This window comes from Bradyrhizobium sp., assembly GCF_030693485.1.
GTDB lineage: Bacteria > Pseudomonadota > Alphaproteobacteria > Rhizobiales > Xanthobacteraceae > Bradyrhizobium.
The window spans coordinates 25712-39115 of record NZ_JAUYAN010000042.1 but is presented as its reverse complement, the minus strand read 5'-3'; the positions used below and the strand labels follow the sequence as shown (position 1 = coordinate 39115).

Below are 13404 nucleotides of genomic sequence, written 5' to 3'. Positions count from 1 at the left end.
GCGCGGTTCCTCGGGTTTGGGCTTGCTACGTCGCACCGGCTTTTCGGCCTCGACCGCCCGGGGCGTCTGCCGCGAACCGGACACCGACTTTTCGTCGTTGCCGATGCTGCCACCGGCGCTGCCGGATTGCGCGAGCGCGGTAGCGGAACCGATCGCGAGGGCGAGGGCGCAGAAAAAGGTAATTCCGATCGGGCGTCCAATGGGGTTTGGCATCAGCATTATTTCCAGTGAATCAATTTTCATTCAGCGACCGGAGCCGTCCGCGCACGCCGCACCGATGATGCGGCAAGATTTGCCAGTCTTGCCGCACTCGTCAAGCGCCGCCTCCCTGGCCCTTTGGACGGTATCCCGCGCCACCAGCGACCATAATTTTCCTGAAATCGCGAAGGCTCCGCACCTCGTTCCGTAAAAGCTCAACTCGACAGGACATTTGCCGGCGCCGCAGTTCGAGCGTGCATCGTCGACAGCGGCCTTTCGCGATGCGTGATTCCAGGAGATGCCCCATTTGTCGCTGTCGGGACCGTAGACGATCGACCCCCACGGCTTCAGGTCTTCCATTTTTCGCAACCGCGTGAGCACGCCTTCGGTGGCTTCGCCGGTCGGCGTCATGCTGCTCTTTTCCTGAAACTTGGCGATCGCAAGCTTCATGCCGTTCTTGCTGTCGAGCGGCTCCGGATCGAAGTTGCGTTCATAGAGCCGGTCGCTCAATTCCCGCAGCAGCACGGTATCCTTGATCGGGACCCGGTCCGGATCCGGACGCAGCGTGTCGGACAGCCGGGGCGGCGCCGCGGCCACCTGCGGCGAAGCCGTCGCTACCGGCGGCACGAAATAGAAGGTGCCGTCGATCGGCGAGGACGACACCCAGGGCTGTTGCGACCCGCCGGTCTGGCGCTTCACGGCGAGCCCGACCTGGTTGAAGGTCTGGAAGATGTCGAGCCCGGCCTGCCGAATGGTCGCCGCCAGGGCCTTGGTATAGGGGCTGTGGTCGTCGTTGCCATCCTGTGCGACGCTGCCGGGCTGCGTCGCGTAGGAGATCAGGGTGCCCTCCGGCGCCCGCATCTGGGCGAGACCGCCATCGGACGCGCGCAATCCGCGGGCGCCGAACGGATTGTTGCGACAGGCATCGAGGATCACCATGTTGAGCCGTGTGCCGGAGCCCTGCATCTGCCGCAGCACGAGATTGACGTCCACCATCTGGAAGTCGACGTCCGCCTCCCGGGTCGGATTGGCGCCGACCGGCACCAGGTAATTCGAGCCGCTGACCTGAACGCCATGGCCGGCATAGAAGAACAGCGCCACGTCGGCGCCCTGGATTTGCCGGCCAAAATTCTGCACGGCGGTATCGAGCGCGGATTTGTCGAGGTCGAGCTGGGCGCGGCCGCCGATCAGCGTGAAACCGAGGCTCGACAGCGTGTCAGCCATCAGCCTGGCATCGTTGCTGGGATTGTCGAGCCGCGTGATGTTCTGGTAGGCGGCATTGCCGACCACCAGCGCGATGCGTTTCTCCGCAGCGGCGGGACCGGATAAAATCGCGAACAGCAGCGCGACTAGCGCTGCAAGTCCCAGTCGTCCGCAATTGGCCGGCCGGCGCATCCTCGATGCATCCCCTGAATACAATGGGAGCAGACTAGCACTCGCCGGGCACCGCGAGAAGCGCCGCCCGGCGAGGCCGTATCAATTCTTCAGCACGATGCGCCCGACGACCTTGCCGGCCCGCAACTCGTCGATCCACTTCTGGACGTCGCCCATCGGCTCTTCCTTCATCGGCGTCGGCTTGATCTTGCCGGCACGGGCCAGCGCCATCAATTCCTGGGCTTCGGCCAGCGTTCCCACCATGAAGCCCTCGATGGTCATGCGCTTGTAGATCCATTGCACCATCGGCAGGCTGAAATTGCCGCCCATCAATCCGGAGACCACGATCTTGCCGCCGCGCGCCACCGCAGCCACAGCAAGAGCCATCGATCTCTCGTTGCCGGCGAAATCCACCACTGCGTCAAAACCGCCTTCGGTTTCCTTGACGATGCGCTTGGCGATGTCGGCTTCGGACGGATCGTAGGCGACTGTGGCGCCGTTCTTCAGCGCGGTCTCGCGCGCAGCCGCACTCAGGTCAGCCACCGAAATCGGCTGCTTGAACATCGCCTGCGCGAACGAAAGACCCATCATGCCGACGCCGCCGAGGCCGATCAGCAGCAGATTGCGTTGCCGCGGCCGGTCGACCAGCCGCTTAAGCGCGCCATAGGCGGTGACGCCGGAACACATCAGGGTGGCGGCCTGATTGACCGGCAGCGGATCGTAGTCCAGCAGATATTTGGCGTCGGGCACCAGCACGTGGCTGGCGAAGCCGCCGTCGATGGAAACGCCGAGAAAGCGCTGTTTGGCGCAGAGATTTTCATCGCCATTGAGGCAGTCGCGGCACTGGCCGCAGCCGATCCACGGGAAGACGGCGACTTTTTTTCCGATCAGGTGCTTCGAAACATCGGCGCCGGTTTCCTCGATCACGCCGGCGATTTCGTGTCCCAGCGTGAACGGCAGCGTCATGCCGCGCGTGGTGTCGAGCTTCTTGCCGCCGCCGAGGTCGGCATAGCCGTCCTGGATATGCAGATCGGAATGGCAAAGCCCGCAACGCTCGATCCGGACAAGGACTTCCTTGCCTTGCGGCTTCGGCGTATCGACGATGGTTTCGCACAGCGGCGCATCGAACTTGACCAATGATTGGCGTTTCATCAGCGCCATGGCGCTTCTCTCCTTCAGGACGGTTTTGTCGGACGTATATTTATCAATTCGCGGGCCATGGCAACAAAGCCTGAGACCGGGACGGTTTCGGCGCGCCGGGTGAGATCGACCTCGGCTGCCGCGGCCAGCCGGGCCGGGTCGACGGCCAGCGATTTGAGGCTTTGCCGCAGCATTTTTCGCCGCTGGCCGAACGCCGCCGCCGCCACCTGCTCCAGCGCCCGGCGGTCACAGGCTTCCGGCAGCTTTCGCGGTACCAGCCGCACCACCGATGAGGTGACCTTGGGCTGCGGCACGAATGCCGCGGGTGAAATGTCGAACAGGATCCTGGTCTCGGCGCGCCAGTTGGCGAGCACCGCCAGCCGTCCATAGGCCTCGTCATTCTCGCGCGCGACGATGCGCTCGGCCACTTCGCGCTGAAACATCAGCACCATCATGTCGTACCAGGGCGGCCACGGCTCGATCGAGAGCCAGTCGATCAGCAGGGGGGTTGCGATGTTGTAGGGCAGGTTGGCGACGATTTTCGCCTGACCGCCGCCGAGCAATGGCCGCGGATCGAAAGTTTGCGCGTCGGCGCAGATGATCTCCAGCCGTCCCGGGTAGTGCCTGGCAATCTCTTCGAGCGGCGGCAGCGCGCGCTCGTCGCGCTCCACCGCGATGACGCGCCGCGCCCCCAGCGCCAGCAGCGCGCGCGTCAGCCCGCCGGGGCCGGGACCGATCTCGATCACGGTGGCGTCTTCCAGCGGTCCCGCCGCGCGCGCGATCCGCGCGGTGAGGTTGAGGTCGAGCAGAAAATTCTGTCCGAGCGATTTGCGGGCCGAGAGGTCATGCTGACGAATGACGTCGCGGAGCGGCGGCAGGTCGTCGATCCCGCTCATGCCGGCCGCGCCGCGGCCATCCGGGCGGCCAGCCGCAGTGCCGCGACCAGGCTCGACGGATTGGCGCGGCCGGTGCCGGCAATGTCGAACGCCGTGCCATGGTCCGGCGAGGTGCGGATGAACGGCAGTCCGAGCGTGACGTTGACCGCGTCCTCGAAGGCAATGGTCTTGATCGGGATCAGCGCCTGATCGTGATACATGCAGATCGCGCAGTCATAGGTCTTGCGCGCGGCGTCGTGGAACATGGTGTCGGCCGGCAACGGTCCGCGGACCTCGATGCCTTCGTGGCGCAGGATCTCGATCGCCGGCGCCACGATGGTCTGGTCCTCGAGACCGAGCGAACCGTCTTCGCCGGCGTGTGGATTGAGGCCGGACACCGCGAGGCGCGGACGGACGAGGCCGAAGCGGGCTTTCAGATCCGCTACCGCGATGCGGGCGGTGCTGACGATCAACTCGCTCGACAGCTGGGCGATCGCCTCGCGCAGCGAAAGATGGATGGTCACGGGCACGACGGCCAGGGTGGGCGACCACAGCATCATCACGGGTTGCGGCGTGCGGCCGCCGCTGGCCGCGAGTTCGGCCAGGAATTCGGTATGGCCGGGATGCCGGAAGCCGGCGCGGTAGAGCACGCTCTTGGCGATCGGATTGGTGACCACAGCGCTGGCCCGGCCGGTGGCGACGTCGGCGACCGCCTGGCGAATCGAGGCCAGCGCCGCCTCCGCGCTGCTGTCATCGGGCTGGCCCGGCCGCGCCGTCGCGGCCTTGCCAGTGGCCACCACCGGCAAAGCGTCGGCGAATGCCGCGGCGGCATCCTCGGGCCCAACGTCGGCGAGGCTGATCTTGAGCCCGAGCAGTTCCGCGCGCTTGCCGACGGAGTCGAGATCGCCAACCAGATAAAATGCCGGGAGCTTCAGTTCATCGCGGCGCAGCCATGCCTTGATCGTGATATCGGGCCCGATACCCGCAGGTTCGCCGGAGGTCAGCGCGAGGGGCTTTGCCATGCATCAACGATATTCGATCATCGCGGCTCTGCGGACTTCCTGCAGGTAGGATTTCGACTTCGCCTCGTACTTCTCGACAAACATCTTGTCGCGGATTTCCCGCTTTTTCGGCGTGTCGATGGTGGTGGGCTTGCGTCCGCACAGTGCCACCATTTCGATGCCCTGCCTGGTTTGCTCGGGCGCGGTCAAATGGCCGATCGGGGTCTTGTCGAGCAATTCGCGAAGCACCTGTGGCAGGTCGGCCGACGTCTTGGTCACGATGGTGCGTATCGTGGCATTCTGCATGGACTTGAACAGCGCGTTGGCCTCTTCGCAGGTCTGCACCCGGGTGCGCAGCGCTTCGGCCTCCTTGCGCCGTGCCTCGAACAGGGAGGGGGCCGACCCTTTCGGAACAACCAGCACAACGGGCTGCAGCTGGTATTCAAAGGCTTCGGTCTCGAGTTTCTCGTTGCCGGCGGCCTGAGCGGCGGCGGCAACGTCCTTCTCGCCGACCTGGAGGCTTCCCTTGAAACGGCCGCGGACCAGGCTGGTCCAGACGATCTCGGCCTTCAAACGCGCCTTCAGCGTGTCAGGGCGAATGCCCTGGCCTTCGAGCGTCTTGCTGAGCTGGTCGGCGGACATGCGCATCCGCGTACCCATCTGAGCGTAGGATTGATCGACATCCGTCGAAGTCGGCTCGACGCCGAACTTCTTGCCTTCCTTGACCTTCACCTTTTCATCGATCAGTTCGTTGATGGTTTCCTGGCGGGGCTGCGGCTTGCGCGTGGTCAGGAAATTCAGCTTGGCGCGCTGTTCGATGTCGTAATTGGTGATCGGTTCGCCGTTGACCATGACGGCCACGGTCTGTGCCTGCAGCGGCGAACCGCCGGCCATCAAGACCAGCGCCGCGGCGCAACCCAGCACGAGCGATCGAAGGCGATGAAAGGGCTTGGGGCTCGTCATGATCATCTTCGCTGTATCAACCCGGTTCGAACTGGATCCGCGACGGCGGCAATGGCCCGGCAACATCGAATCCGGCTCTATTGTATGCCGGCGCCGCTGCCCGTTGAGGACGTGGTGGCTAGTGTCCGCAGGCCGATCTGGAACATGAACGCGTGACTGAGCGTCGGCGGCGTGGTGCCCGCCGAATATTGGTACGAGGTCACATAATTGGCAGCCAGCACGAAGCAGTCGTCCACATAGCCTGCTCCGACGACGTATTGATTGAGCTTGTTGGCTTCAAGATCCCACCGGGCGGCTCCCGTCACCACCCAGTTCGCGGCGACCTTGATCGATCCGCTGCCGAGCAACCCTTCGCGACGCGTCAGGTAACCAAGCGCCGGCTGCGCAGCATAATTGCCGTACAACAGGCTGACCGACCAGCGGTCGAAACTGGCGCGGCCTTCAGCCTCGAAACGATTGACGTCGAGCGTGGATTCGTCGATGCGCGCGCGCGCGCTGACCGTGTAGGTTCGGTTGGGCGAATAATTGACGCGGGCGACATAGTCGGATCGCGTATTCTGCAGGCCGGAAGCAAGGCCGGTATTGGTGATGTCCGCGACTGCATACGAGTTCAGGCCGAACAGCTGGTAGGATTGCCCGAACAGCACATTGACCGAGCCGCCGCGGTCGAATTGCGTGGTCGCCTGGACGCCGACATTGGCGCGGCCGCCGCCCTCGACGCGGTCATAGCCGGAGAACTTGTCGACGGAGAAAAGGTTGCTGGCGTCGAACACCATGCTCTGCGCGTCTTCATTGGGCAGCCTGCCGGCATAGGTTTCGTTGGGTCGCAGGATGATCTGCGCGATCGGCTCGATCGTGGTGGAGCCCCAGGGCTGAACGTTGATGAAGGGATAGCGGTATTCGAGGCCGACGGTCGGCATCACGCGCAGCGCCTGGGTGTCGCCGACCGGAAGGAAATTCGAAACGCCCGGCTGGTTCGAAATCGAGGCGTCGATCGCGTCGGCGCGGACGATGGCGAACGGCGTCCAGATCTGGCCGATGGGATCGGTGAACGACTTCCGCCATTGCGCCTCGACGGTAGCCCGCGTGTAGGTGCCGGGCACGCCGCGGAGCAGGCAGGCGTTGGGCATCCGGGCCAGCGGATCGGCCGACGTGTTCAGACACAGGCCCGCGGTGTTGGCCACCGTCGTAATCGGATCGAACGCTGCGGTGCTGCGCGACAGGCTGGTCAGGTTTGTCTTGTAGCTGAACTCGCCGCCGAAGATCGGGCTGTTGACCACGTTCGAATAGTCGAGCACCGGGTGAATGACGGGAACCTTGTCCTGGTTACCGGAGAAGCTGAGGTAGTAGATCGTGCGCAGATCGAAGAAGCTGCGGTTGCCGACGCCAGTGAGGTAAAGCTGCGAAATGGCTTCGGTCGGCAGGCTCAGGAACGAGCCCAGGGGATCGCGGTACTGCGCCAGCCGGTAGTCGGACATGAAGTAGTAGTCGGACAAAAGGACGCCGTCCCAGCCCCACACCCATTTATCGTTGATCGCGAACTGGCCCTTGGTATCGATGCCGCCGCGGAAATTGCGGTCGCCGGGCTGACCGGCGTAAGCGCCGGGGTCGAGCTGGTTGATGCCGTAACCGCGGATCTGATACGATCCGTTGATCAGGCGCTGGCGGAATTCGCCCTGGAACAGCACGCCCTGCCGGGTGGTGAAACGCGGGTTGAAGGTCGCGTCGTAGTCGGGCGCGATGGCCCAATAGAACGGCGTCTCGACGCCGAACCCATACCCCGTCACCGTGCTGAAGCCCGGCATCAGGAATCCGGTCTTGCGCTTCACGGTCGGATCGGGCGTCGAAAAATACGGCAGATACGCCATCGGAACGCCGAAGAATTCCAGTTGCGCGTTTTCGAAGTACAGCATCTTCTCGGTCTGGTCGTGAATGATGCGCGCGCCCTTGACCTGCCACAGCGGCGGCTTCTTCGGATCGTCCTTGCAGGGTGCGCAGGCGGTATAAACGCCGTTCTCGAAAACGGTGTAGTTTCCGCTGGAGCGGTCCATCCGCGTTGCCGCCATTCGCGTGGCGTCGGCGGTGTCGACCCGCAGCGAATCGACGAAGCCGTCGCGGTAGTCGTCGCTCAGATCCATGACGTTGGCGTAGGTGATCTTGCCCTCCGCATCGGTCATGCGGATGTTGCCCTCGGCGTGGAGCCGCTTGGTCTTCTGATCGTAGATGACCCTGTCGGCCTCGACGCCGGTGCCGTTGAAGAACATCTGCACGTTGCCGACCGCCGACACCCGCTGATTATTGTAGTCGTAATTGACCTCGACCGCCTGGACGAGCATCTGCCCGTCATTGGCGGGGCGGGGCGGGGCGGGCTTGGGCGGGCGCGGATTATAGGTGAAAGACTGCGCGGACGCCGGCGCCGTGGTCGCGATCTCGAGCGCAGTGGCCAGAATCAGCCCGGCGGCCAGCGCCAGAACCGGGCCGCCGGCTGCGGCCAAGTGGCTCCAGTAGCGGCGCACGAACGTGCGCCGCTGGAACACGGACGACCTTCTCTGGCGGGCGGCGACAACGGCCACTACCCGTCCTCCTGGTGCAGCAAGGCCAAAAAGCCGGTGAGGCCGCCCACAGACACAGGCAGCCACGCCGCAGCGATCGGATGCATCAACTCAGCCTTGCTCAAATCCTCAGTTACTTTCGACAGAACGTAGAGCAGAAAGCCTGCTCCCACGCCACTCAAAACCATCTTTTGCACGCCGCCGAAACGGAAGAAGCGCAGGCTCACGGAGGCTGCCAACATCACCATGGCAGCCAGCAAAAACGGCTGTGCAATGAGCTTATGGTACTGCAACCGGTACCCGGCGGTCGCGAATCCCGAGCTTTCCGAAGACCGGATATAGCTCGGTAGTTGCCAGAAAGACACAGTTTCGGGGGTGGAAAAACTGTTACGGACCTGAGCAGGCGTCAGGCTGGTCGGGATGAAGAAACTGTCCTGATCAACCGGGGGGGAATTGAGGGAGAATCGGCGCGCCGATTTGAACGCCCAGCGGCCTTCCTCCAGCCGCGCCTCGCGCGCCTCGATACGTTCCTTGAACTGGAAGTCGATGTCGAACTTGAACACCGTGAGCCCGGTGAGCAGGACGCCCTGCTGCTCGCTGCGGGCGGCGTTGATGATCCACTGCCCGTCGCTGCCGACCTGATTGAGCCAGAAGCCGGATGCGTCCTGGATCCCGCCGCCGGACGCGGAGCCGAACAGTTCCGCCTCCATGCGCTTGGATAGTTCGCGCAGATTGGCCGACATCGGATTGTAGGCCACGGTTGCCAGGAACCCGAGCACGATCGAGCTTGCCAGCGCCGGCGCAATGAACTGCCAGGCGGAAACGCCGGCGGCGCGCGCCACCACGAGTTCCAGCCGCCGCGACAGCGCCAGATAGCAGGTCATCGCGCCAATCAGGACGCAGAACGGCATCATTTTTTCGAGCAGTTGCGGCACCCGATAGAGGGACGTTTTCGCCACTGTGATGGCGGACGCCGAAGCCAGCCCCGATGTCTTCCGGACCATTTCGATGTAATCGACCAGCACCAGCAGCAGGAAGATGCTCGCGAACGCGCCGACCGCCGAGACCACGAAGCGGCCGGCAAAATATCGCCCGAGTGTGTTGGTCATCATGCTCATGCTGCGGCCGGTCGTCCGAACAGCCGCAGAATACGTTCGTTCGACCTGTTGATGGCTTCCATCAGGGCGGCCGGCGGTTCCACCACGGTGCCCGACAAAATCATCGCCATCCCGCCGCCGATCGCGAGGAACAGCATCATGTACTGAACGGCGGCTGCGACGGGTGACCTCACCGTCATGACCGAGCAGGCGAATCCCGCCATGCGCAGTCCGAACACGGCAAAAATAGAACCGCCGATCGCAAAACTGCGGCTCTGCCGCGTGGTGCGCGGCGTTCCCAGGAACGCGAACGTCAACGCTGCGAAGGCGAAGGGATAGATCGGCGCCATGAAGCGGTCATGCAATTCGGCGCGGAACTGGCCAGGCAGTTGCCTGTAAACCGGATCCTCAGGTGACGGCGACAGCAATTCCCAGATGTAGCGTTCGCGGATTCCCAGCGCGACGTCGCGCCCGCTGTTGGAGAATTTCGACATGTCGAATGCGTAACGGCCGAACGCCACCAGCGCCGGGTCGCGCTTGCCGGCTTCGAAACGCTGCAGATTTCCGTCCTCCAGCACCAGATATGAACCGCTCTCGTTGCGCAGGATGGTGCCGTGGTCGGCGATGATGGTGACGCGTTCCTTGGGGTCGCGGCGATCATCGACAAAAATGCCGGCGAGCACGCCACCCGGCTGACGCTCGCGAATGCGGATGGTGAGATTCTGGTCCAGCGAGGCAAAGCGGCCGGGCTGCAGAATGTTGGTAAGCACGTCGGCGGTGATCTCGGCGTCCCACTGCTTGATGCGACGCATGCCGTCGGGCGCCAGGTAAGCCGCAATGAAGGCAACCATGACCGACACCACGCAGGTGGCGTAGAAGAACGGAACAAACAGCCGGAACGGCGAGAGGCCCGCCGCATTCATCACAATGATCTCGGAGTCGGTCGCGAGCTTGTTGAGGGTATGCGAGATCGCGATCATCAGCGCGATCGGCGCAATGATCAGCACCAGCGCCGGGATGACGAGGCTGGTGATGCCGAGAAAGGTGACGATGGTCTGGCCCTGGCTCGTCATCAGGTCGATGCCGCGCAACGCCTGCGTAATCCAGATCACCCCTGTCAGGCTCACCAGAATCAACGCAAACGACGCCAGCGTCGTTCGAAAAATATACTTGTCGATCGACCCCATCGCTACCGCACGATCCCACCTGGCGAACCGGAACCGCGGCCCACGACCAATCCCTGTTACGGGATCCCCATTGGTCGCGCCGCAATTGTCCTGCCGGCCCACATTCTCACTACCATCCCTTTGATCCGTCAACAAAATGGCTGCGCCATGGCACCCTTGCCATATGGTTAATAATTCGGGCTATGTGGCTTATGAGCCACTGACACGCTTGGCAGCGCGGCGGCTGGCAGGCCATAGTGATCAGGACCACGCTTCCCGCGGATGTGCAGCCACAGCCGATGAGAACACTCGAAACACAGCCCGGCCGGTTGCCGACCCCGCGACAGCCCTGAATTACTGGAGGATTTGCCCATGTCCGACGCCGTCAAGGTCGGCTTCGTTCCGTTTTCCACTGCCCCGCGCGGGGTTCTGGTGGTGTTTTGCGACGAAACGCTGAAATTCGGCGCGGCGACCCGGAAGGGGCTGGGCAGGGCTGCCGATGTGGTCAAGCGCGCTGCGGAAACCAACCAGTTCAAGGGCAAGAGCGGTTCGACGCTCGATATTCTGGCGCCGGAGGGTCTGAAGGCCTCCCGGCTGATCGTGGTGGGCGCCGGCAAGCCGTCGGCGATCAAGGACAATGATTTTCTCAAGCTCGGCGGCGCGGCGGCCGGCAAGCTGCTCGCCGGCAATGCGGTGGTGACGATCATGGCGGAATTGCCTGATGGCGCGATGAAGCCCGACCAGGCCGCCGCGGTGGCATCGGGAGTGCGGTTGCGCGCCTATAAATTCGATCGCTACAAGACCAAGAAGAAGGACGGCGAGGATGCCGCGTTGCGCGCCGAGGTTTCGCTCGCGGTCGGCGATGTCGCTGCCGCGCGAAAAGCCTTCGCGCCTCGCGCACACATTGTCGATGGCGTCATCATGGCGCGCGAACTCGTCAATGAGCCGCCGAACGTGCTCTATCCCGTGGAATTCGCCCGGCGCGCCGCGCAGTTGCGCAAGCTCGGCGTCGATGTCGAAATTCTCGACGTCAAGGCCATGACCAGGCTCGGCATGGGCGCGCTGCTCGGCGTCTCCCAGGGCTCGACGCAGCCCGGCCGCATGGTGGTGATGCGCTGGAATGGCGGCAAGAAAGGCGAGCAGCCGGTAGCCTTCGTCGGCAAGGGTGTTTGTTTCGATACCGGCGGCATCTCCATCAAGGGCGCTGCCGGTATGGAAGACATGAAGGGCGATATGGGCGGTGCGGCCTGCGTGGTCGGCTTGATGCATGCGCTGGCGGCGCGCAAGGCGAAAGCCAATGTGGTCGGCGCCATCGGCATTGTCGAAAACATGCCCGACGGCAATGCGCAACGCCCCGGCGACATCGTGACCTCGATGTCCGGCCAGACCATCGAGATCATCAACACCGACGCCGAAGGCCGTCTGGTGCTGGCCGACGTGCTCTGGTACGTGGCAAAGAAGTTCAAGCCGAAATTCATGGTCGATCTGGCAACGCTGACCGGCGCGATCATGGTGGCGCTCGGCACCGAATATGCCGGCATGTTTTCCAACAACGACGAACTGGCCGAACGGCTGACCAAGGTCGGGCTCGAGACCGGGGAACGGGTGTGGCGCATGCCGCTGGGCCCGGAATATGACAAGCAGATCGATTCGCAGTTCGCCGATGTGAAGAATGCCGGCGTCCGCAACGGCGGGTCGATCACCGCCGCGCAGTTCCTGCAGCGCTTCGTCGACGACACGCCGTGGGCGCATCTCGATATCGCGGGAACCGCGATGGGCGCGCCGAAGTCCGAGATCAATCACAGCTGGGGTTCGGGCTATGGCGTGCGCCTGCTGGAGCGGCTGGTGGCGGAGTATTACGAAGGCAGCAAATAGCTGAAACCCGATGACGGAAGTTCTGTTCTACCATCTGCAGGACATGTTGCTCGAGAACGTGCTGCCGCCGTTGCTGGAGAAGTCGCTGGAGCGTGGCTGGCGGGTAGTGGTGCAGTCGACATCGGAAGAGCGTGCAGACGCGCTCGACGTCCATCTGTGGACCTATCGCGACGATTCATTCCTGCCGCACGCGACCTGGCGGGCCACCGATGCCCAGGATCAGCCGATCGTGCTGGCGGTGGAGGAGGGCAACCCGAACAGGGCCAATGTGAGGTTTTTGATCGACAATGCCGCGCTGCCCCCGGACTGCGAGAGCTACGACCGTCTGGTGCTGGTCTTTAACGGCGACGACGACACCGCGCTCGGCGCGGCGCGGGGCGCCTGGACCGACTGCAAGTCGCGGGGGTTCGAGGTCACCTACTGGCAGGCCGACGAGCGCGGCCGGTGGCAGCGGCGGAATTAGCGATATAACGCAATTAATGATAATCTGCGGTTTCGGCCCGCGAGCTTGGACATAGTCACGCTCATGCCGCAAAGTGATGGTGGGACAACCGCTTAAGCGACAGGGTTGGGAATTCGGTTAATCGTGCGAGACACAAACCTTCATCGCGAACGCCTGCTGGCGCTGCTGCTGCTGGCCCCCCTGATGGCGGGCTGCTCGGGCGCGTCCAACATGTTTCAGTCCGATCTGCTGTCGAAGGACGCGGAATGGTTTTCCCGTTCCGGCAGGGTGTTCATCCGGAGCGTTTCGATCGAGACGACGCCCCTGACCCCCGAAAAGCCGGTGACGGCGGAGGACCTGGTGAGCGCCGATGGCGGCTGCCCGGGAATGGCGCCTCCCGGTTCGGACGCCAATGCCCTGACTGACGGCGCGGCCGGAGCGCCGGTGCCCTCGACCCGGGGAACGGTGGCGCTTCTCCATACCGAATGCGACGTCGTGCGCGGCATCGGCGCCCCTGATAGCGTCAACCTCTCGAACAATGCACGCGGCGACCGGGTGGCAGTGGTGACCTATTCGCGCGGGCAGCGCGCCGGAATTTACACCTTTACCGCCGGACGCTTGAGCTCGATCGAACGTGGCGCCGAACCGGTGGTGCCGCCGCGAACGGCGAAGCCGAAGAAGAAGCCGGCCGCGACCTGACCGCAGGTCCGCAGTCCCAGAG

Annotated in this window: 11 protein-coding genes and 1 pseudogene; 3 read left to right on the top strand and 9 right to left on the bottom strand. The window is 63.8% G+C overall.

The features are described from left to right. The 9 genes and pseudogenes from Q8N40_RS03430 to lptF form a co-directional block, all read right to left on the bottom strand. Positions 1-213 (bottom strand): annotated as a pseudogene (locus Q8N40_RS03430) (hypothetical protein); the annotation flags it as partial. A 30-nt stretch (positions 214-243) separates the two neighbouring features. After that, entirely contained in the window at positions 244-1593 is a 1350-nt protein-coding gene (locus tag Q8N40_RS03425; protein ID WP_305710800.1) for a caspase family protein, read from the bottom strand. An 81-nt stretch (positions 1594-1674) separates the two neighbouring features. Further along, on the bottom strand, positions 1675-2733 hold the full coding sequence (locus tag Q8N40_RS03420) for an alcohol dehydrogenase (RefSeq protein WP_305321713.1): 1059 nt from the start codon (positions 2731-2733) through the stop codon (positions 1675-1677). Between the two features lie 14 nt (positions 2734-2747). Further along, entirely contained in the window at positions 2748-3608 is an 861-nt protein-coding gene (gene rsmA, locus Q8N40_RS03415; protein WP_305321714.1) for a 16S rRNA (adenine(1518)-N(6)/adenine(1519)-N(6))-dimethyltransferase RsmA, read from the bottom strand. Further along, complete coding sequence (gene pdxA, locus Q8N40_RS03410) at positions 3605-4609, bottom strand: 4-hydroxythreonine-4-phosphate dehydrogenase PdxA (RefSeq protein WP_305321715.1); 1005 nt, start codon at positions 4607-4609, stop codon at positions 3605-3607. Before pdxA ends, rsmA begins: the two co-directional genes overlap by 4 nt. A gap of 3 nt (positions 4610-4612) precedes the next feature. Beyond that, positions 4613-5551, bottom strand: a complete 939-nt coding sequence (locus Q8N40_RS03405) for a SurA N-terminal domain-containing protein (protein ID WP_305710799.1) — start codon at positions 5549-5551, stop codon at positions 4613-4615. A gap of 77 nt (positions 5552-5628) precedes the next feature. Beyond that, positions 5629-8067 carry an LPS-assembly protein LptD gene (locus Q8N40_RS03400; RefSeq protein ID WP_305710802.1) on the bottom strand — a complete coding sequence of 813 codons (2439 nt, stop codon included), beginning with the start codon at positions 8065-8067 and terminating at the stop codon, positions 5629-5631. A 56-nt stretch (positions 8068-8123) separates the two neighbouring features. After that, entirely contained in the window at positions 8124-9221 is a 1098-nt protein-coding gene (gene lptG, locus Q8N40_RS03395) for an LPS export ABC transporter permease LptG (RefSeq protein WP_305321717.1), read from the bottom strand. After that, the gene (gene lptF, locus Q8N40_RS03390; protein WP_305321718.1) at positions 9218-10387 is read right to left on the bottom strand and encodes an LPS export ABC transporter permease LptF; all 1170 of its coding nucleotides are present in this window, start codon (positions 10385-10387) and stop codon (positions 9218-9220) included. The genes lptG and lptF overlap by 4 nt, the downstream gene beginning before the upstream one ends. Positions 10388-10738: 351 nt before the next feature. On the opposite strand from lptF, the gene Q8N40_RS03385 reads away from it, so the two are divergent. The 3 genes from Q8N40_RS03385 (at position 10739) to Q8N40_RS03375 (ending at position 13382) form a co-directional block, all read left to right on the top strand. Next, positions 10739-12241: a leucyl aminopeptidase gene (locus Q8N40_RS03385; protein ID WP_305321719.1), complete on the top strand. Its 1503-nt coding sequence runs from the start codon at positions 10739-10741 to the stop codon at positions 12239-12241. A gap of 10 nt (positions 12242-12251) precedes the next feature. Beyond that, a complete protein-coding gene (locus Q8N40_RS03380) occupies positions 12252-12704 on the top strand; it encodes a DNA polymerase III subunit chi (protein ID WP_305321720.1) in 453 nt (150 codons plus the stop codon). 123 nt (positions 12705-12827) lie between these two features. Next, positions 12828-13382: a hypothetical protein gene (locus Q8N40_RS03375; protein ID WP_371135601.1), complete on the top strand. Its 555-nt coding sequence runs from the start codon at positions 12828-12830 to the stop codon at positions 13380-13382. Positions 13383-13404 lie beyond the last annotated feature (22 nt).

Bases quoted from the DNA above. Each gene is read 5' to 3' on its own strand.
- Q8N40_RS03380 (WP_305321720.1), top strand. From the start codon at position 12,252: ATGACGGAAGTTCTGTTCTACCATCTGCAGGACATGTTGCTCGAGAAC.
- Q8N40_RS03425 (WP_305710800.1), bottom strand. From the start codon at position 1,593: ATGCGCCGGCCGGCCAATTGCGGACGACTGGGACTTGCAGCGCTAGTC.
- rsmA (WP_305321714.1), bottom strand. From the start codon at position 3,608: ATGAGCGGGATCGACGACCTGCCGCCGCTCCGCGACGTCATTCGTCAG.
- Q8N40_RS03420 (WP_305321713.1), bottom strand. From the start codon at position 2,733: ATGGCGCTGATGAAACGCCAATCATTGGTCAAGTTCGATGCGCCGCTG.
- lptG (WP_305321717.1), bottom strand. From the start codon at position 9,221: ATGAGCATGATGACCAACACACTCGGGCGATATTTTGCCGGCCGCTTC.
- Q8N40_RS03385 (WP_305321719.1), top strand. From the start codon at position 10,739: ATGTCCGACGCCGTCAAGGTCGGCTTCGTTCCGTTTTCCACTGCCCCG.
- lptF (WP_305321718.1), bottom strand. From the start codon at position 10,387: ATGGGGTCGATCGACAAGTATATTTTTCGAACGACGCTGGCGTCGTTT.
- Q8N40_RS03405 (WP_305710799.1), bottom strand. From the start codon at position 5,551: ATGACGAGCCCCAAGCCCTTTCATCGCCTTCGATCGCTCGTGCTGGGT.
- pdxA (WP_305321715.1), bottom strand. From the start codon at position 4,609: ATGGCAAAGCCCCTCGCGCTGACCTCCGGCGAACCTGCGGGTATCGGG.